The organism is Lentzea sp. NPDC004782 (genome assembly GCF_040609115.1).
GTDB lineage: Bacteria > Actinomycetota > Actinomycetes > Mycobacteriales > Pseudonocardiaceae > Lentzea.
The window spans coordinates 134579-152326 of sequence record NZ_JBEXJN010000009.1; the positions used below are offsets into that span (position 1 = coordinate 134579).

Here is a 17748-nt window from a genome sequence, read left to right on the forward strand (position 1 = left end):
GAGCTCACCTGCTCGGCGGGCCCAGGCCGCCTTGGTCACCGGTGACGGGGCCGAACCGCGCGAGGTGGTGCCACAGGTGCTTCACGACCTGTGGTGGCGCGTCGGCGTTCTCCAGGACGTGCGGGTCGATGAACCCGTCCCGCGCGATCCGCAGTCCCAGCGCGACGGACTCGGGGGTCCGGTAACCGGCGTTGCGCAGCAGGTCCTCCGTGGACAGCAGGAAGCCCGCGTGCCGTTCGACGGGGCACGGCAGGTCGACGTCGGGGAAGCTCGGGTCGAGCACGACGGCTTCGACGTCGTCCAGCGTGACCGGACCGTGGACGTGGGCCTCGATGTAGTTGTCGAGCGGGTCGCGGTCGTCGGCGTCGGCGAGCTCCATGAGCGCCATCCGTTGCGCGGTGCCGAAGTGGACCGGGTCGAAGACGCTGTCGGGGTAGCAGAACGTGGTGCGGTCGAGCACGTGCTCCTTGAGCCGCAGGTGCGCGGAGCCGAACCGCGGTGCGCCGCCGTGACCGAGGCGGCGGTGGTCGAGCGCGCCGTACTTGGGGCGGTCGGCGGGGGCCGCGTGGTCGTAGGCGCCCCCGAAGAGCCTGCTCTCCCACTCCCAGCGGGCGCCGCCGGCGTGGGCGGTGAGGCCGCCGTTGCTGGTGCCGGTCTCGAACTGCGAGCGGTAGACGCCCTCGGCGGCGAGCCTGGTCAGCACGCCGCGGCCGGGGTGGAAGTTGAGCGTCACCCGCAGGTCGCGCGGTAGCGGCTCACCGGTGCAGCGGGCGGCGACGTGCGCGATGGCCTGGTCAAAGGGCACGGGCGAGCTGCCGGTCGTGCACCCCGGCCAGCGTCAGCTGCGCGGTGAGCGCGCCGAGCAGGGCCAGGAACATGTCCCACTGGGTGTCCCAGACGTCGCCCTGGGTGCCGAGGAAGTCGTCGGCCGCCGTGCCGCCGAGCACGGCCGACCACCACTCGATGAGCTCGTAGGTGGCGCTGAAGGCCAGGCAGACGCACGTGACGAGGACGAGGAGCCAGCCGCCCGGCCGCAGCGGGGTCTTCCTGAGCAGGATCTCGCGGGCGAGGATCGCCGGCACGAAGCCCTGCACGAAGTGGCCGAACCGGTCGTAGTGGTTGCGCGCGAGGTCCAGCAGGTCCTGCAGCCAGAAGCCCGGCGGCACGCGGGCGTAGGTGTAGTGGCCGCCGAGGATCAGCACCAGCGCGTGCACGAAGATCAGCCGGTAGAGCAGCGGCGTCAGCGGGAAGCGCCGGTAGGTGGTGATCAGGACGGCCGCGCCGATCACGACCGGCGTGACTTCGAGGTACCAGGTCGTGCGGCTGTAGGGGTTGATGCCGGAGGCGACCAGGGCGATCGCCGTCAGCGCGAGAAGCACCAGCGGTTCGGTGGCGGAGCGCTTCTCACAGTTCACGGATCACCTTGCAGGGGTTGCCGACCGCGAGCACGCGCGGCGGGATGTCGCGCGTGACGACGCTACCTGCTCCGACCACCGCGTTGTCGCCGATCGTGACGCCCGCGCAGACGATGACGCCGCCGCCGAGCCACACGTTGCTGCCGATGGTGATCGGTGCGGCGGTCTCGAAGCGTTGCCTGCGTGCCTCGTGGTCTTCGACGGGGTGCAGCGCGGTGAGCAGCTGGGCGCGCGGGCCGATCGAGACGTCGTCGCCGATGGTGATCGTCGCGCAGTCCATCAGGATGGCGTCGTAGTTGAGGAAGCTGTTGGCGCCCAGGTGGATCTGGTAGCCGTAGTCGCACTGGAACCGCGGCATGACCCACGAGCCTTCGCCGACGGACCCGAAGAGCTTCTCGATGACCGCGTGGGAGCGGGTGGCGTTGAACTCGTCCACGAGCTGTTGCGCGCGCCGGCGTTCGGCGACCAGTTCGGGATCCGAGTCCCGGTACAGCTGCCCGGTCATCATCTTCTGCTTCTCGGTGATCACCCTTCGAGAGTGCCCGAACGCAGCAGTGCCCGTGCTCTCTTCGCCGCGATCTCCATCAACGCGGTGAGCTGCTCGGCGTCGGTTCCCGGCGGCGGTTCGACCGCGAGCACCACAGGTGTGGTGGCCGGAAGGCCGGGTTTCGCAGGCAGCTGACCTGCGGGTTCGGGCGAAACCACCACAGGTGTTCTGGTGCCGACGGGCCCGGCGACGCGCTGCTGGAGCGCGTCGAGGAGCTCCTGCTCCGGTTTGCCCCTGAGCAGCAGGAGCACGAACGGGTCGGCGTCGAGCAGCCAGCCGACCTGGAACGCCAGCGCGGCCGCGTGCCGGCACGGCAGCTCCCAGCCGTCGCAGTCGCACTCCGGTTCCAGGTCACCGATGCCGGGCAGCAGGTCCACACCGGACTCCTCCGCGGCCGCGACGAGGTCACGCGGCATGTCGTTGTCCAGCAAGGCGGCGATGTGGCCGGGCTGTTCGGCGACGCGGTCGAGGAACCGTCCCCAGTGGACCTCCGGCAGCCGGGGGACGCGGACGGTGGTGCTGTGGACGGTGTCGTCGTCGTGGACCTGGGCCTGCAGGCGGCCGGGGCTGACGGTGATCGGCCCGACGACGTCGGCGTGGGCGTAGCGGCGGCCGAGGCGGACCAGGCCGGCGTCGAGCGCGGTGTCCTCCAGCGCCCTGACCCACGCCTTGCCCCACCACGTGGTGGCGACGCGGCGTTTCACCTTGGGGAACGCGGCGAATCCGCGTGCGGTCATCAGGTGCTCCTGAGCTGGACGAGTTCGGCGAGTTCCGCGTCGGTCAGTTCGGTGAACGCGGCCTCTCCCCCGTGCAGGACGGCCTCGGCGAGGTCGCGCTTGTCCTGCAGGAGCGCGGCGACGCGTTCCTCGACGGTGCCTTCGGTGACGAGCTTGTGGACCTGCACGGGCCTGGTCTGGCCGATGCGGTGGGCGCGGTCGGTGGCCTGGTCCTCGACGGCGGGGTTCCACCAGCGGTCGAAGTGGATCACGTGGTCGGCCCTGGTGAGGTTGAGGCCGGTGCCGGCGGCCTTGAGCGACAACAGGAACACCGGTGCCCTGCCCTGCTGGAAGTCGTCGACCATCCGCTCGCGCTGCGGGATCGGCGTGCCGCCGTGCAGGAACCGGGTGGGGTGGCCGATGTGCTGCTCCAGGAGCCTCGCCATCTCGACGTACTGGGTGAAGACCAGCGCCGAGCCGTCCTCGGCGACGATCGTGGCGAGCAGTTCGTCGAGCAGCTCGAGTTTGCCCGAGGTACCCCGCAGTTCGGGGTGGCCGAGGTAGTGCGAGGGGTGGTTGCAGATCTGCTTGAGGCCGGTCAGCAGCTTCAGCACGAGACCGCGGCGGGCCATGCCGTCGCTGCGCGCGATCCGGTCGAGGGTTTCCCCGGTCAGCGCCTCGTACAGGGCCGCCTGTTCGGTGGTGAGCCGCACGGGCAGCTCGGTCTCGGTCTTGGCGGGCAGTTCCGGGGCGACGCCGGGGTCGGACTTGCGGCGGCGCAGCAGGAACGGTTTGACGACCTTCGCGAGGGTGTCGTCGGGTTCGGGCCAGCGGGTGCGGAACGCGCGGTGCGTGCCGAGCAGGCCGGGTGTCGTCCAGTCCAGAACGGACCACAGCTCCGACAGCGAGTTCTCCACCGGGGTGCCGGACAGGGCGACGCGGGCGCCTGCCGGGATGGAGCGCAGTGCCTTGGCGGTGCCGGAGTGCGGGTTCTTGACGTGCTGGGCTTCGTCGGCGACGACCATGCCCCACGGGTGGTTGCGGAGTGCGTCGGCGTCGAGGCGCATGGTGCCGTAGGTGGTGAGCACGACACCCTCGGTCGCGAGTGTCCGTTGTGGACCGTGGTAGCGGGTGACTCGGGTGCCGGGCGCGAACCGGCGGAGCTCGCGTTCCCAGTTGCCGAGCAGCGAGGCCGGGCAGACGACCAGCGTCGGTTCCTGGTCGCGGTGCAGGTGCAGGGCGATCAGCGTGACGGTCTTGCCGAGTCCCATGTCGTCGGCGAGGCAGGCGCCGAGGCCGAGGCTCGTCAGGTGGGCGAGCCAGCGCAGGCCGTGCAGCTGGTAGTCGCGCAGGGTCGCGTTCAGTCCGGCCGGTGGTGCGATGTCGGGGATCGTCGTGATCGCGGTGGTGAGGCTGTGCGGGGCGACGTCGGCGTGCTCGCCGTCGATCAGCGCGGTGCCGGTGAGGGCGGCGGTCACGGCCTGGACGGCGGTGACCGGGGCGAGCTGCTGCCGGACCTTGTTCCTGAGCTTCGGGTCGACGAGCACCCACTGGTCGCGCAGCCGCACGATCGGCCGTCCGGCCTCGGCGACGACGTCCTTCTCGGCGTCGGTGAGTTCCTCGCCGCCGAGTGCGAGCCGCCAGTCGAGGGTCAGCAGGTCGTCGGCGCGGAACCTGCCGCTGGGCTCGCCGATGACGGCTTTCGCGGACAACGACGTGGTGAGGTTCCTGGGCCAGTGGACCTCGAGGTCGGTGTCGAGGAGCTCGGCGACCTCGTCGTCGGTGAGGTCGGCCTGGTCGAGCAGCCGGTGCAGCGGTGGCCAGGCGGCGCGGCCGATGGCGCGGATGGCGTCGAGTTCACGGCCCGAACCGCGCACGTCGCGCGGGTGGGGGTCGGTGATGCCGCGTACCTGGACGATCGCGCGGAACCGCAGGTCGTCGGTGATCTCGATGCGCAGGGACAGCTTGATCTGCCCGTCGGCCCACGCCTTGAGGTGGGGCACGTGGTGCGGTTCCGGGTCGGCGAACGGGCCTTCTCCGCCGCGGGGCAGCACGTCCGCCACCGCGTCCAGGAAAGCCCGCAGCTCGTTGTAGTCGCCGTGCGCCGCGAGCTGCCGCAGGTGCAGTTCGTCGGCGTGGTCGAGCGGCCCGATGCGCCAGGTGTCGTGGCCGTCCTCCGTCACGCCCGGCACGATCCGGCCGCGCGCGACGAGGCTGAGCGCCGTCGCGGTGGCCACTCCCCAGTAACCGGAGTCGTTCAGCGCTTCGGGTAAGGCTTCGAGCAGGGCTTTTCCTCTGAGCTGACCGAACATACCATGTACCGTACAGCATACGGTACGGTAGGGTCGCGCTCGTGATCGAACACACCGGCAGCGGTGACCCGGCGCGGACGCTCGCGTTGCTGTGGCGCACCCAGGAGCGCGCCAGCCGCAAGGGCAAGCCCGACCTGAGCGTGGACCGCATCGTGCAGGCGGGCATCGCCCTGGCCGACGCCGACGGGCTGAAAGCCCTGTCGATGCGGCGCGTGGCCGAGTCGCTGGGCGTGGGGACGATGTCGCTCTACACCTACGTGCCCGGCAAGGGCGAGCTGATCGACGTCATGGTCGACACCGTGCAGGCCGTGACCGGGCGGGAGGCGGTCGAGGGCTGGCGCGAGCACCTGACGTACGTGGCGCGGGAGAACCTGGCCCTGTACCGGCGGCACCCGTGGTTGCTGCAGGTGGCGCCGTCGCGCACGGTGCTGGGCCCGCAGGTGGCGGCGAAGTACGACTTCGAGCTGCGCGGCCTGGAGGGCGTCGGCCTGTCGGACGTGGAGATGGACTCGGTGCTCAACCTCGTGCTCGGGCACGTGCAGAACTCGGCGCGGGGGCTGACCGCGGCGGCGGTGACCGAGCAGGAGACCGGGCTGACCGACCAGCAGTGGTGGGACGCGGTGGTGCCGTTCCTGATGACGGTGTTCGACCCGGCTCGTTACCCCGTCGCGGCACGGGTCGGTGGCGCCGTCGGGCAGGCGCACCAGAGCGCGTTCAGCCCGGAGCACTCGTTCGAGTTCGGTCTGGAGATGATCCTCGACGGGGTCGCGCGGCTGATCGCCGCACGCGGCTGACCGCCTGCTCGCTCGCCGCACGCGGGGCGCTCCCGTGTTGCAGGAGTGCACGAAAGCTCCCCGCGTGCACCTCGCGGTGAGGCGGCCACTCGCGAGCGCTGAGCGAGATCGGCTGGTTACGGCCTGGTGACACCTCACGGGATGAATCGCTAATTCCCACGCGGTGTGGTCCGGATGCCTACAGTTACGCCACGCCGATCAACTTGCCGTCGGGAGGCCCGCTCGTGGTGATCGACTCGCAGCCGCGGCAGGCGCTGGTGCGCCGGGTCACCGGTCTGGCGCGGTCGACACCGGGCCGGTTGAGCCTGATCGTCGTGGTGCTGGTGATGGCGAGCCTGGCCAGCGGGTGGCTGACGACGTGGAGCGTGAACCGGCAGCAGCAGGCGCTGGAGGACCTGGCGACGCGGTCGGAGCCGCTCGCACACGCCGCGCAGGAGGTCTACCGGGCGTTGCAGGACGCGGACGCGACGGCGGCGAGCGCGTTCCTGTCCGGCGGCCTGGAACCTCCTCAGCTGCGGCAACGCTACGAGGCGGACATCGCGCAGGCGCAGGCGGCGCTGTCGGTGGCCACCGCCTCCTCTCCCGACCTGACCGCGACGCTCGCGGCGCAGCTGCCGGTCTACACGGGACTGATCGAGACCGCCCGCACGAACAACCGGCAGGGCTTCCCGGTGGGCGCCGCGTACCTGAGGGAGGCCTCGGGGTTGATGCGCACGCAACTGCTGCCGTCGGCGCAGGAGCTGTACCGGGCGGAGACCGACCGGGTGGCACGGGCGCAGGACGAGGCGAGCTTCCCGTGGGGTTCGGTGACCGTGGCGCTGGCGTTCGTGGTCGCGCTGGTGCTGACCCAGGTCTACCTGACCCGCAAGACGAACCGGCTGCTCAACATCGGTCTGCTGGTGGCGACGGCCGCGGCGGTGGTGTCGTTGCTGTGGGCGACGACGGTGTCGGTGCTGGTGATGCGCGACGTCGCGGCTTCGCGGTCGGCGTCGGAGAAGGTGGACGTGCTGGCGCAGGCGCGGATCGCGACCCTGACCGCGCGCGGTGAGGAGACGCTGACACTGGTCGCGCGCGGTGCGGGGCAGACGTACGAGAAGAACTTCGTCGCGGTGTCCGAACGGCTGGAGGGCCTGCTGGACCGGGCGAAGCAGCAGGAGAACAGCGAGGCGGTCGACCACGCGATGCGGCACTTCCGGCAGTGGCAGCAGGTGCACCAGCGCATCCGCGAGGCCGACGACGCCGGCCAGTACAACGACGCCGTGGCGCTGATCGACAACCCGTACTTCGACTCGCTGGACCAGGACCTGGTGCGGGCGATCGGGAAGGCGCGGCAGGACTTCAGCGACGAGGTGGCGGTGGCGCGGGCGGCGCTCGCGGGCACGGTGGTCGGGGTGCTGGTGCTGGCGGTGATCAGCGCGGTGGGGTCGACGATGGGATTGTGGCAGCGGCTCAAGGAGTACCGGTGAGACGACTGACCCTGGCAGCGGTCCTGCTCCTGGGCGCGTGTTCGGCGGGTCCGGCGCCGAGCGAGGTCGTGCCGCGCAACGCCGCGGCGCCGCAGCCGGCCGACGCGAGCACGGTCACCGTCGCGCCGAGCAGCTCGGCGGGGCCGGCGCCGTCGTGCGACGCGACGGCGAGCCTGCGGCCGGGCCCGTTGCCGCCGGCGGGGCAGATGCCGGCGGGCTCGACGATGGAACGCGTCCTCAAGCGCGGCCGGTTGATCGCCGGGGTGGACCAGAACTCGTACCTGATGGGGTTCCGCAACTCGTTCACCGGCGAGATCGAGGGCTTCGACGTCGACGTGGCGCGGCAGATCGCCAAGGCGATCTTCGGCGACGAGAAGAAGGTGCAGTTCAAGGTCGTCACGGCGGCCGAGCGGATCCCGGTGCTGCAGCACGGTGACGTGGACGTCGTGGTGCGCACGATGACGATCACCTGCCAGCGGCTGGCCGACGTGGACTTCTCGCAGGTCTACTACCAGGCCGGGCAGCGGGTGCTGGTGCGCCGCAACTCGGGCATCACCGGCGTGGACAGCCTCAAGGACAAGAAGGTGTGCGTGGCGACGGGGTCGACGTCGCTGGGCAACGTCGTGGGCCGGGCGAAGACGACGGTGAGCGTGCCGAACTGGACGGACTGCCTGGTGATGCTGCAGCAGGGGCAGACCGACGCGATCTCCACCGACGACACGATCCTGGCGGGGCTGGCGGCGCAGGACCCGTACACCGAGGTGGTGGGGGCGCGGTTCACCGAGGAGCCGTACGGCGTGGGGATACCCAAGGGGCAGGAGGACCTGGTCCGGTTCGTCAACGGCGTGCTGGAGCGGATGCGCGGCGACGGCACGTGGAGCGGGATTTACTGGCGGTGGCTGAATCGGCTGGGTCCGGCACCGGCGCCGCCGGTCGCTCGTTATCGGGACTAGGGAGGGTCGCGAGATGAGTGAGGATCTGGATCTGCCGGTCACGGGGCCCGCGACGTCGCCGGGGACCGCGCCCTGGTCGGTGTCGCAGGAGGCCTCGCGGGGGTTGTCGCGTTCGAGCTCGGGGCGCGCGCGCAGGGGCAGCGGGCGGTCGATGAGCCGCGGCCGCCTGGGCGCCGGGCTGGTCGAGGTGCCGCGGGTGCCCTACCGCGACCCGGAGACCGCGGTGCTGGAGAACCCGGAGGTGCCGGAGGCCAAGCGGTTCTGCTCGCGGTGCGGCAAGAAGGTCGGGCGGCGCAAGGACGGCAAGCCGGGGCGGGTGGAGGGGTTCTGCCCGCAGTGCGGGCACGCGTACTCGTTCACGCCGAAGCTGGAGCCGGGTGAGCTGCTGCACGACCAGTACGAGGTGCTGGGGTGTCTGGCGCACGGTGGTCTGGGGTGGCTGTACCTGGCGCTGGACCACGCGGTGAGCGACCGGTGGGTGGTGCTCAAGGGCCTGCTCGACTCCGGTGACGCCGACGCGATGGCGGCGGCGCTGGCGGAGCGGCGGTTCCTGGCCGAGGTCGAGCACCCGAACATCGTGAAGATCCACAACTTCATCCGGCACGCGGACCGCAAGAGCGGCAACCTGGTCGACTACATCGTGATGGAGTACGTCGGCGGCGAGTCCATCAAGGACATGATCACGCGCCGGCGCCGGGAGGGCCGCGGTGACGAGGCGTTGCCGCTGGCACAGGCGATCGCGTACGTGCTGGAGATCCTGCCCGCGGTCGGCTACCTGCACGGGGTCGGGTTGCTGTACTGCGACTTCAAGCCGGACAACATGATCCACACCGAGGAGCAGCTCAAGCTGATCGACCTGGGCGCGGTGCGGCGCATCGACGACCACCACTCCCCCATCTACGGCACGATCGGCTACCAGGCTCCGGAGATCGGCACGATCGGTCCGTCGGTGTTCTCCGACATCTACACGATCGGGCGAGCTTTGGCGGTGATGAGCTTCCCGTTCGACTTCCGCGGCCGGTGCAAGGACCGGCTGCCCACGGTCGACGAGGAACCGCTGCTGGGCCGGTTCGAGTCGTTCCACCGGCTGCTGCTGCGCGCCACCAACCCGAACCCCGAGCTGCGGTTCTCCTCCGCCGAGGACATGGCCGAGCAGCTCACGGGCGTGCTGCGCGAGGTGCTGGCGATGGAGGACGGCGTGCAGCGGCCCGGGCTGTCGCGGCAGTTCACGCCGGAACGCCGCCGGTTCGGTGTGGAGGGTGCGCTGGACCTGGCGGAGGTGGCGCTGGCGTTGCCGGCGCCGAGCGTGAGCACCTCGGACGCGGCGGCGTCGTGGCTCGCGACGGCGACGACGTCGGATCCGGCTGGATTGAGAAAAGCGCCGGAGTACACCGTGGAGGTCCGGTTGCGGATCGTGCGGGTGCTGATCGAGTCCGGGGACACCGAGGCGGCGTTGCGGGAGCTGGAGGCGCTGACGGCGCCGTCGATGTTCGACGAGTCCGAGCTGGATCCGGAGGACTGGCGGCCGGACTGGTACCGGGGTCTCGCCGCGCTGACCGACGGGCGCGCGCAGGACGCGCTGGGGTTCTTCGACGCGGTGTGCTCGGCGGTGCCGGGTGAGGCGGCGCCGAAGCTCGCGCTGGGCGCGTGCTACGAGGCGACGGGTGATCTGAAGGCGGCGGCGGGCTGGTACGAGCTGGTGTGGCGGACCGACCACGCGTACGTGTCGGCGGCGTTCGGGCTGGCGCGCGTGTTGCTCGCGTGCGGTGACCGTGCGCGAGCGGTCGACGTGCTGCTGTCCGTTCCGGACACTTCCTCGCAGCATCTCGCGGCGCAGATCGCGGCGGTGCGCGCGCAGCTCGGCGACTGCGGCGCGGAGGACCTCGTCGCGGCCGGGGAACGGTTGCACGCCTTGGACATCGACGTCCATTCGCACACCCAGCTGTCGGCTGAGGTGCTGGAGGCGGCGTACGACTACGTGACCCGCAATCAGGCCGCCGAGGGCAGGGTGCTGGACTGTGCACTCTCCGAACACGAGCTTCGGCTGGGTCTCGAGCGGCGCTACCGCACGCTGGCCCGGTTCGCGGCCACGCCGGAGGAACGGATCGCATTGGTGGACCGCGCGAACGCGGTAAGGCCTAGGACGTTGGTTTGATGGACACCCTGAAGTGCCCGGAGTGCTTCGCGCCCGTCGCGCCGGAGGACCGGTTCTGCGAGGCGTGCGGACGCAACCTGCTGGTCCGCCGCACGCCGCTGGGCGGACCGACCGGTCCCGCGCAGGCCTCGTGCATCCTGTGCGGCTCGCCCGACATCGACGACGAGGACTACTGCACCCAGTGCGGCCGGCATCAGCCGTCGGCGCGCGACCGGGTCGAGTACACGCTCGGCGCGGTGTCCGGTGTGTCGGACCGGGGCAAGCGGCGGGCGCGCAACGAGGACTCGATGGCGTTCGGGCACGTCGCGGGCAAGGGTGTCGCCGCCGTGGTCTGCGACGGCGTGGCGTCGTCCGAGCGGGCGGAGCAGGCCTCGCAGGCGGCCGCCGACGCGGCGGTGGACGTGCTGATCAACGCGCTGATCGACACCGCGGACCCGGAGCAGGCGATGGTCGACGCCGTGGCGGCGTCGTGCTTCGCGGTCGAGCAGCTGGTGGAGGCCGAGCCGGTCGAGGCGGGCGGCCGGGGTGTCGCGCCGTCGTGCACGTTCGTGTCGGTGCTGGTCACGGACTCCTCGGCGACGGTCGGGTGGGTCGGCGACTCGCGGGCCTACTGGTTGTCGGCGGAGGGCTCCAAGCAGCTCACCACCGACGACACGTGGGCCGCGCAGCTCGTGGCGGAGGGTGTGCTGACCGAGGAGCAGGCGCGCACGGACCGTCGCGCGCACGTGCTGTCGCGGTGGATCGGCGCGGACGCCGGGCGGGTGGAGCCGCAGGTCGTGACGCTGCAGCCGACGTCGCCCGGGGTGTTCCTGCTGTGCTCGGACGGGCTGCACAACTACCGGCCGCAGCCGGAGGACCTGGAGCCGCTGCTGGGGTCCGGGCCGGAGGAGTTCGTGAAGGTGGCCCTGGACGCGGGTGGCCACGACAACATCACCGTGGTGCTGGTGCCGTTCACGCCTCGTGCCGCGGAGTAGCGCGGGGTGCCGCACCCGGTCCTGGTCACGGTGTTCCTGTTCGTGGCGGGTGTGGTGGCCGGGATCATCGGCACGGCGGGTGGCATCACCAGTCTCGTGGCCTATCCGGCGCTGCTGGCCGCGGGGATTCCGCCGCTGGCGGCGAACGTGACCAACTCGGTCGCCCTGCTCGGCAGCGGGATCAGCTCCGCGAGCCGGGCGGCGCCGGACGTCTCCGGGCACGGCGGGACCATCCGCCGGTGGGCTGCGGTGGGTGTGGTGTTGTCGCTGGCCGGGGCGGTTCTGCTGGTGGTCACGCCGGGAGAGGTCTTCGACCGGATCGTGCCGTTTCTGGTGCTCGCCGGGTCGCTCACCCTGCTGCTTCAGCCCGCTATCAGCCGGTGGCAGCGTGCGCGCCGGCACGAGTGGAGCCGCCCGGCGGTGCTGGGCGGCCTGGGCGCGGTCGCGCTCTACAACGGCTACTTCGGCGCGGGCTCGGGCATCCTGTTGATCGCTCTGCTGCTGTTCACCGAGGAACCGGTGCTGCACCGGGCCAACGCGATGAAGAACGTGATCCTGCTGGCGTCGGACATCCTGCCGGCCGTGCTGTTCGCCGTCGTCGGAACCGTCGCGTGGCAGGCGGCGATCCCGCTGGGTCTCGGAGCTGTCGTCGGCGGGCTCATCGGGCCCGCGATCGCCCGGCGGGTCCGCCAGGAGGTCATGCGGTGGCTCATCGCCCTCTGCGGCTTCGCCCTGGCGGTGTGGCTGTACGTGACCGCCAGGTGATTTACCGCCGGGTAACCGGGTGCGGGCACGGTCGGGGCGTGAGATTCGTTTCTGTGGCGGCGGCGGCCGTCTTCGTGCTGGCAGGGATGTCGTCCGGGGTGGCGCACGCGGAGTCGGCGCCGGGGTGTGGTTCGGTGACGCAGATCGGCAAGACCGCCTACATCGGTGGTGACTCCCGGGACGCCAAGGCGTCGGTCAAGCAGTTCATCGGTTGCGGCAAGAACTACGCGTACATCTACGTGTGGGACTCGTTCGCCCGCAAGGTGGGTGACTTCCAGATCTCGGTGGCCATGGACGTCGAAGGGGAGCTCCAGGGGCAGCGGACCTATCCCCGCAACCAGCAGGAGGGGTGGTCCGCCGGCAGGGATTCGCTCAACCGGTGCACCCGTGCAGCCGGAGGCCTGAAGGACTTCGTGATCAGCGAGGACACCTGGCTGACCGCCGAGACCGACCGGAGGTGCTGAGGATGAGGCGTTCGCTCGTACTGGCAGGAGCGCTGTTCGTCGCGATGCTGTCGCCGGGGATGGCACACGCGGAGTCGGCGCCGGGGTGCGGTCCGGTCACGCAGATCGGCAGCACCGCCTACATCGACGAGGGCGGTGGCCCGGTCGCGTCGGTGAAGCAGTTCAAGGGGTGCGGCAAGAACTGGGCCTACGTGTACGTGTGGGACTCGTACCACAACAAGGGCCACAACTACTACGTCACCGTGGGCGTCCTGACGCCGAACGGGACGCAGGGCTACGTCAAGGGCGGCAACCGCGACCGCGAGGTGTGGTCCAAGGGCACGGCCACGTTGTCGATGTGCACGCAGGCGCAGGGGACCATGGTGGACAACCCCGAGTACGGGTACTTCGCGAACACGGACAAGCGCTGCTGAGTTGAGCTGATTTGATCGCGGCGGCGGTGGTTGTCACCATCGTCGCCGTGGTCTTCGCCTTTCAGCGCAAGCTGATCTACTTCCCCTCCCCCGGTCCGGTGCCGTCGGCGGAGGAGGTGCTGCCCGGTGGGCGTGACGTCCGGCTGGTGACGGCGGACGGTCTGCTGCTGGACGGCTGGCACTTCGAGGTGCCGGGCGCGCGGGCGACGGTGATCGTGTTCCCGGGCAACGGCGGCAACCGGGAGGGGCGGGTGCCGCTGGCGCGGTCGCTGACCGGGCGCGGGTTGTCGGTGTTGTTGTTCGACTACCGCGGCTACGGCGGCAATCCCGGCACGCCTTCCGAGGAGGGTCTGACCTACGACGCGCGGGCGGCGCTGGATCTGGTCGACGGCCCGGTGATCTACTTCGGCGAGTCGCTGGGCGCCGCGGTCGCCGTCGAGCTCGCGACCCACCGCCCGCCGCTGGGGCTGGTGCTGCGCTCGCCGTTCGCGTCGCTGGCGGCGGCCGGGTCGCACCACTACCCGTGGCTGCCGGTGAGGATGTTGTTGCGGGACAAGTATCCCGTGGTCGAACGCGTGTCCGGTGTGGACGCTGCGACGGTCGTGGTGCTGGGCACGGCGGACTCGGTGGTGCCACCCGCGCAGAGCCGTGCGGTGGCGGCGGCGGCACGGGCGCGGCTGGTCGAGGTGGCCGGTGCCGATCACAACGACGCGGCGCTGTGCTCGGGTCCGCAGGTGGTCGGCGCGGTGCTGTCAGTCGCCTGAGGGCTGGATCTCGCCGGAGCCGCGGCGCACGAGGGCGGCGGGCACGACGGCGTGCACGGGTGGTGAGGTGTCGCCGTCGATGCGGGCGAAGATGAGGTCGGCGGCTTTGCGGCCGAGGCCGGGGACGTCCTGGCGCACGACGGTGATGCCGGGTTCGAGCATGTCGGCGAGCGGGAAGTCGTCGAAGCCGATGAGGGCGACGCGGTGCTGCAGGCCGCGGGCGCGCAGCACGCGCATGGCGCCGACGGTGACGAGGTTCTGGGCGGTGAACAGGGCGGTGGGCGGCCGGTCGAGGTCGAGCAGCGCCCGCGCGGCGGTCTCGGCGAGGTCGGCGCCGTGCAGGTCGGTGCGCACGAGTTCCTCGCGCAGGGTGAGACCGGCCTGGGCGAGGCCTTCGAGGTAGCCGGTGTAGCGCTCCTGGCTGGTCCACAGGGTGCGGCGGTCGCCGAGGAACGCGATGTCGCGGTGTCCGAGCGAGGCGAGCTGCAGGACGGCTTCGCGGGAGCTGTCGCGGTTGGTGGTGGTGACGCAGTCGGTGCCGCCGAAGGTGGGTGGCCGGTCGACGAGCACCATCGGGGTGCCGCGTTCGCGTTCCTGCTGCAGCGCGTCCTGGTGGCCGCCGGCGGCCATGACGACGACGCCGTCGACGCGGCGGGCGGACAGCGAGACGAGCAGTTCGCCCTGCAGGGCGCGGTCGTCCTCGCTGCTGCCGGCGAGCACGAGGACGCCGTTGTGGCGGGCGCGGTCCTCGACGGCGCGCAGCAGGGCGGCGTCGAACGGGTTGGAGAGGTCCTCGAACAGCACGCCGATGGTGGCGCTGCGGCGGTCGGAGCGGCGCAGGCTGCTGGCGGTGAGGTTGGGGCGGTAGCCCAGCGTGCGGGCGGCGGCGCGGACGCGGTCGACGACCTCGGGGCCCGCGCCGGGCAGTCCGTTGATGACGCGGGAGACGGTCTTGGTGCTGACCTTCGCCAGCGCCGCGACGTCGCGCATCGTGGGTTCGCGTCTTTCTCCTGCTTGATCCATGTCTGCCCACCCCGGGTAACGCTTGCGTAACGCCCGCTTGTCGCGTCTTCTCCCAGAAAGCTAGCGTCAACGATGACGTAAAGGAATCCCCACTTCTCACGTAGCCGCTTCCGCTTCCAATCCGGTCGGTTACGTCAACGTTGACGTAGGAGGAGTCATGTCGCGCAGAGCGTTCGGTCTGACGGCAGCGGCGGTGCTGGCGCTGTCCGCGGCGGCCTGTGGGGGCGGTGGTTCGTCGGGTGGGACGACGCTGGTCGGCCTGGTGACCAAGACCGACACGAACCCGTTCTTCGTGAAGATGAAGGAGGGCGCCCAGCAGGCGGCCTCGTCGTCGGGTGCGACGGTGCAGTCGTTCGCGGGCAAGCAGGACGGCGACAACCAGACGCAGGTGGACGCGATCGAGAACCTGATCGCGTCGGGCGCGAAGGGCATCCTGATCACGCCCAGCGACTCGAAGGCGATCGTGCCGTCGGTGGACAAGGCGCGGGCGGCGGGCCTGCTGGTGATCGCGCTGGACACGCCGCTGGAGCCGGCGACGGCGGCGGACGCGACGTTCGCGACCGACAACTACAAGGCAGGGCTGCTGATCGGGCAGTGGGCGAAGGCGAAGTTCGCCGCGAACGGCAAGCAGCCCAAGATCGCGTTGCTGGACCTCAACCCGAACCAGGTGTCGGTGGACGTGCAGCGCGACCAGGGCTTCCTGGAGGGCTTCGGCGTCGACGTCAAGGACAAGAACAAGATCGGTGACGAGTCGGATCCGCGGATCGTGGGCCACGACGTGACCAACGGCGACCCGTCGGGTGGCCGCACGGCGATGGAGAACCTGCTGCAGAAGGATCCGGGCGTCAACCTGGTCTACACGATCAACGAGCCCGCGGCGGCCGGTGCCTACGAGGCGTTGAAGGCGGCCGGCAAGGAGAAGGACGTCGTGATCGTCTCGGTGGACGGCGGCTGTCCCGGCGTGAACAACGTCAAGGCCGGGGTGATCGGGGCGACGTCGCAGCAGTACCCGTTGAAGATGGCGAAGCTCGGCGTGGAAGCGGTGACGAAGTTCGCCAAGGACGGGTCGAAGCCGCAGAACACCGACACGGGCGTCACGTTGATCACCGACCAGCCGGCGCAGGGCGTGGAGTCGAAGGACTCGGCGTTCGGCCTGCAGAACTGCTGGGGCTGAGCCATGACGACGACGGCTACCCGGCCTCCCGCTCCCCTGCCGGAGCAGCGTGACCGTTCGGTGCTGACCCGGTTGCAGCACCTGTTGCACGCGCAGGCCACGATCGGCCCGGCGGTGGTGCTGCTGGTGGCGGTGATCGTGTTCGCGCTGCTGTCGGACCGGTTCCTGACGCCGGGCAACATCTCGCTGATCCTGCAGCAGGTCGCGGTGGTGGGCACGCTCGCGGTGGGGCAGACGATCGTGATCCTGACCGCGGGCATCGACCTGTCGTGCGGGGCGATCATGGTGCTCACCTCGATCGTGATGGCCAAGGTGGCAGCGGGAACCGGCCTGCCGGGGCTGCCCGCGTTGCTGCTGGGCTTCGCGGTCGGCACGCTGTGCGGCCTGCTCAACGGTGTGCTGGTGACGAGGTTGAAGCTGCCGCCGTTCATCGTCACCCTGGGCACGCTGAACGTGTTCTTCGCGGTGAACCTCTGGTACTCCGGCAGTGCCACGATCCGCGGCACGGACATGCCGAAGCTGCTGCTGTGGACCGGGCAGACGTTCACCATCGCCGGCACCCGCATCACCTACGGCTCGATCATGCTGGTCGTGCTGGTGGCGGCGATGGCGTTCGTGCTGAAGAACACCGCGTGGGGCCGGCACGTCTACTCCACCGGTGACGACCTCGAAGCCTCGCGGCTGTCGGGCATCCGCACGGCACGGGTGCTGCTGAGCGTGTACGCGACGGCGGGGCTGATCTACGCGCTGGCGGCGTGGACGTTGATCGGCCGGATCGCCTCGGCCAGCCCGCAGGCGGGCCAGACCGACAACCTGGACTCGATCACCGCGGTGGTGATCGGCGGGACGTCGTTGTTCGGTGGCCGCGGCGCCGTGGTGGGTTCGCTGATCGGCGCGTTGATCGTCGGTGTGTTCCGCAACGGCCTGGCCCTGGCCGGGGTGGACGTGCTGTGGCAGACCATGGCGGTCGGTGTGCTGATCATCGTGGCGGTGTCGCTGGACCAGTGGATCAGGAAGGTGAAGGCATGACCACGCCGGTGCTGCAGGCCACGGGCCTGGTGAAGCGGTACGGGAAGGTGACCGCGCTGGCGGGCGCGGACCTGGAGCTGCTGCCCGGCGAGATCCTCGCGGTGATCGGCGACAACGGCGCGGGCAAGTCGTCGCTGATCAAGGCCCTGTCGGGGGCGGTCGTGCCGGACGAGGGCCAGATCCTGCTCAACGGTGAGCCGGTGTCGTTCTCGTCGCCGCTGGACGCGCGCCGCGCCGGCATCGAGACGGTGCACCAGTCGCTGGCGGTGTCGCCGTCGCTGGACATCGCGGCGAACCTGTTCCTGGGCCGCGAACGGCGCCGCAAGGGTGTGCTGGGGTCGGTGTTCCGGATGCTCGACCGGCAGGGCATGCGCGAGGAGGCCCGCCGTCAGCTCGACGCGCTGGGGATCATGACGATCCAGAACCCCGGCCAGGCGGTGGAGACCCTGTCGGGCGGCCAGCGCCAGGCCGTGGCGGTGGCGCGCGCGGCGGCGTTCGGCAGCCGCGTCGTGATCATGGACGAGCCGACCGCGGCGCTGGGCGTGCGGGAGTCGCGCGCGGTGCTCGACCTGGTGCTGCAGGTCCGCGACCGGGGTCTGCCGGTGATCCTGATCAGCCACAACATGCCGCACGTGTTCGAGGTGGCCGACCGCATCCACATCCAGCGGCTCGGGCGCCGCAAGGCCGTGGTGGACCCGAAGTCGGTGTCGATGTCGGACGCGGTGGCGATCATGACCGGGGCGATGGAGCCGCCGGAGTAGGCACGGCGCGACCTCGTCCGACG

18 protein-coding genes are annotated in these 17748 nt (G+C 70.9%); 12 read left to right on the top strand and 6 right to left on the bottom strand.

Annotation, left to right across the window (positions count from 1 at the left end):
- Nucleotides 1-4 precede the first annotated feature (4 nt).
- From ABZV40_RS11320 to ABZV40_RS11340, 5 genes are read right to left on the bottom strand one after another with little or no spacing between them, the layout of a single operon-like run.
- Nucleotides 5-805 carry a DUF3626 domain-containing protein gene (locus ABZV40_RS11320; RefSeq protein ID WP_355438634.1) on the bottom strand — a complete coding sequence of 267 codons (801 nt, stop codon included), beginning with the start codon at nt 803-805 and terminating at the stop codon, nt 5-7.
- Complete coding sequence (locus ABZV40_RS11325; protein ID WP_355438636.1) at nt 795-1415, bottom strand: DUF2238 domain-containing protein; 621 nt, start codon at nt 1413-1415, stop codon at nt 795-797. Before ABZV40_RS11325 ends, ABZV40_RS11320 begins: the two co-directional genes overlap by 11 nt.
- A complete protein-coding gene (locus ABZV40_RS11330; protein ID WP_355438638.1) occupies nt 1405-1944 on the bottom strand; it encodes a sugar O-acetyltransferase in 540 nt (179 codons plus the stop codon). Before ABZV40_RS11330 ends, ABZV40_RS11325 begins: the two co-directional genes overlap by 11 nt.
- Nucleotides 1941-2699, bottom strand: a complete 759-nt coding sequence (locus tag ABZV40_RS11335; protein WP_355438640.1) for an SWIM zinc finger family protein — start codon at nt 2697-2699, stop codon at nt 1941-1943. Before ABZV40_RS11335 ends, ABZV40_RS11330 begins: the two co-directional genes overlap by 4 nt.
- Nucleotides 2699-4990 carry a DEAD/DEAH box helicase gene (locus ABZV40_RS11340; protein WP_355438642.1) on the bottom strand — a complete coding sequence of 764 codons (2292 nt, stop codon included), beginning with the start codon at nt 4988-4990 and terminating at the stop codon, nt 2699-2701. The genes ABZV40_RS11335 and ABZV40_RS11340 overlap by 1 nt, the downstream gene beginning before the upstream one ends.
- A 41-nt stretch (nt 4991-5031) precedes the next feature.
- Here ABZV40_RS11340 and ABZV40_RS11345 point away from each other — a divergent pair, with 41 nt between their 5' ends.
- The 9 genes from ABZV40_RS11345 (at nt 5032) to ABZV40_RS11385 (ending at nt 13738) form a co-directional block, all read left to right on the top strand.
- On the top strand, nt 5032-5784 hold the full coding sequence (locus ABZV40_RS11345; protein WP_355438644.1) for a TetR/AcrR family transcriptional regulator C-terminal domain-containing protein: 753 nt from the start codon (nt 5032-5034) through the stop codon (nt 5782-5784).
- A gap of 224 nt (nt 5785-6008) precedes the next feature.
- Nucleotides 6009-7250 (top strand): hypothetical protein, encoded by a 1242-nt coding sequence (locus ABZV40_RS11350; protein WP_355438646.1) that lies wholly within the window; start codon nt 6009-6011, stop codon nt 7248-7250.
- A complete protein-coding gene (locus ABZV40_RS11355) occupies nt 7247-8203 on the top strand; it encodes a transporter substrate-binding domain-containing protein (RefSeq protein WP_355438648.1) in 957 nt (318 codons plus the stop codon). The genes ABZV40_RS11350 and ABZV40_RS11355 overlap by 4 nt, the downstream gene beginning before the upstream one ends.
- 13 nt (nt 8204-8216) lie before the next feature.
- Nucleotides 8217-10358, top strand: a complete 2142-nt coding sequence (locus ABZV40_RS11360; RefSeq protein WP_355438650.1) for a tetratricopeptide repeat protein — start codon at nt 8217-8219, stop codon at nt 10356-10358.
- On the top strand, nt 10358-11332 hold the full coding sequence (locus ABZV40_RS11365; RefSeq protein ID WP_355438652.1) for a protein phosphatase 2C domain-containing protein: 975 nt from the start codon (nt 10358-10360) through the stop codon (nt 11330-11332). Before ABZV40_RS11360 ends, ABZV40_RS11365 begins: the two co-directional genes overlap by 1 nt.
- A gap of 6 nt (nt 11333-11338) precedes the next feature.
- Nucleotides 11339-12097, top strand: a complete 759-nt coding sequence (locus tag ABZV40_RS11370; protein WP_355438654.1) for a sulfite exporter TauE/SafE family protein — start codon at nt 11339-11341, stop codon at nt 12095-12097.
- A 38-nt stretch (nt 12098-12135) separates the two neighbouring features.
- The gene (locus ABZV40_RS11375) at nt 12136-12561 is read left to right on the top strand and encodes a hypothetical protein (protein ID WP_355438656.1); all 426 of its coding nucleotides are present in this window, start codon (nt 12136-12138) and stop codon (nt 12559-12561) included.
- 2 nt (nt 12562-12563) lie between these two features.
- Nucleotides 12564-12974: a hypothetical protein gene (locus ABZV40_RS11380; protein ID WP_355438658.1), complete on the top strand. Its 411-nt coding sequence runs from the start codon at nt 12564-12566 to the stop codon at nt 12972-12974.
- 47 nt (nt 12975-13021) lie between these two features.
- Complete coding sequence (locus tag ABZV40_RS11385) at nt 13022-13738, top strand: alpha/beta fold hydrolase (RefSeq protein ID WP_355438660.1); 717 nt, start codon at nt 13022-13024, stop codon at nt 13736-13738.
- Here ABZV40_RS11385 and ABZV40_RS11390 read toward each other — a convergent pair.
- A complete protein-coding gene (locus tag ABZV40_RS11390; RefSeq protein WP_355438662.1) occupies nt 13727-14761 on the bottom strand; it encodes a LacI family DNA-binding transcriptional regulator in 1035 nt (344 codons plus the stop codon). The two genes, ABZV40_RS11385 and ABZV40_RS11390, sit on opposite strands and share 12 nt — an antisense overlap.
- Nucleotides 14762-14918: 157 nt before the next feature.
- Between ABZV40_RS11390 and ABZV40_RS11395 the strand changes: the two genes are divergently transcribed.
- The 3 genes from ABZV40_RS11395 to ABZV40_RS11405 are packed head-to-tail and all read left to right on the top strand — an operon-like array spanning nt 14919 to nt 17725.
- Nucleotides 14919-15935, top strand: a complete 1017-nt coding sequence (locus tag ABZV40_RS11395) for a sugar ABC transporter substrate-binding protein (protein WP_355438664.1) — start codon at nt 14919-14921, stop codon at nt 15933-15935.
- Between the two features lie 3 nt (nt 15936-15938).
- Nucleotides 15939-16964: an ABC transporter permease gene (locus ABZV40_RS11400; protein WP_355438666.1), complete on the top strand. Its 1026-nt coding sequence runs from the start codon at nt 15939-15941 to the stop codon at nt 16962-16964.
- The gene (locus ABZV40_RS11405; protein WP_355438668.1) at nt 16961-17725 is read left to right on the top strand and encodes an ATP-binding cassette domain-containing protein; all 765 of its coding nucleotides are present in this window, start codon (nt 16961-16963) and stop codon (nt 17723-17725) included. The genes ABZV40_RS11400 and ABZV40_RS11405 overlap by 4 nt, the downstream gene beginning before the upstream one ends.
- The last annotated feature ends 23 nt before the right edge of the window (nt 17726-17748 follow it).

Coding starts and splice junctions, on each gene's coding strand:
- ABZV40_RS11390 (WP_355438662.1), bottom strand. CDS start 14,761: ATGGATCAAGCAGGAGAAAGACGCGAACCCACGATGCGCGACGTCGCG.
- ABZV40_RS11400 (WP_355438666.1), top strand. CDS start 15,939: ATGACGACGACGGCTACCCGGCCTCCCGCTCCCCTGCCGGAGCAGCGT.
- ABZV40_RS11365 (WP_355438652.1), top strand. CDS start 10,358: ATGGACACCCTGAAGTGCCCGGAGTGCTTCGCGCCCGTCGCGCCGGAG.
- ABZV40_RS11405 (WP_355438668.1), top strand. CDS start 16,961: ATGACCACGCCGGTGCTGCAGGCCACGGGCCTGGTGAAGCGGTACGGG.
- ABZV40_RS11340 (WP_355438642.1), bottom strand. CDS start 4,990: ATGTTCGGTCAGCTCAGAGGAAAAGCCCTGCTCGAAGCCTTACCCGAA.
- ABZV40_RS11335 (WP_355438640.1), bottom strand. CDS start 2,699: ATGACCGCACGCGGATTCGCCGCGTTCCCCAAGGTGAAACGCCGCGTC.
- ABZV40_RS11380 (WP_355438658.1), top strand. CDS start 12,564: ATGAGGCGTTCGCTCGTACTGGCAGGAGCGCTGTTCGTCGCGATGCTG.
- ABZV40_RS11360 (WP_355438650.1), top strand. CDS start 8,217: ATGAGTGAGGATCTGGATCTGCCGGTCACGGGGCCCGCGACGTCGCCG.
- ABZV40_RS11395 (WP_355438664.1), top strand. CDS start 14,919: ATGTCGCGCAGAGCGTTCGGTCTGACGGCAGCGGCGGTGCTGGCGCTG.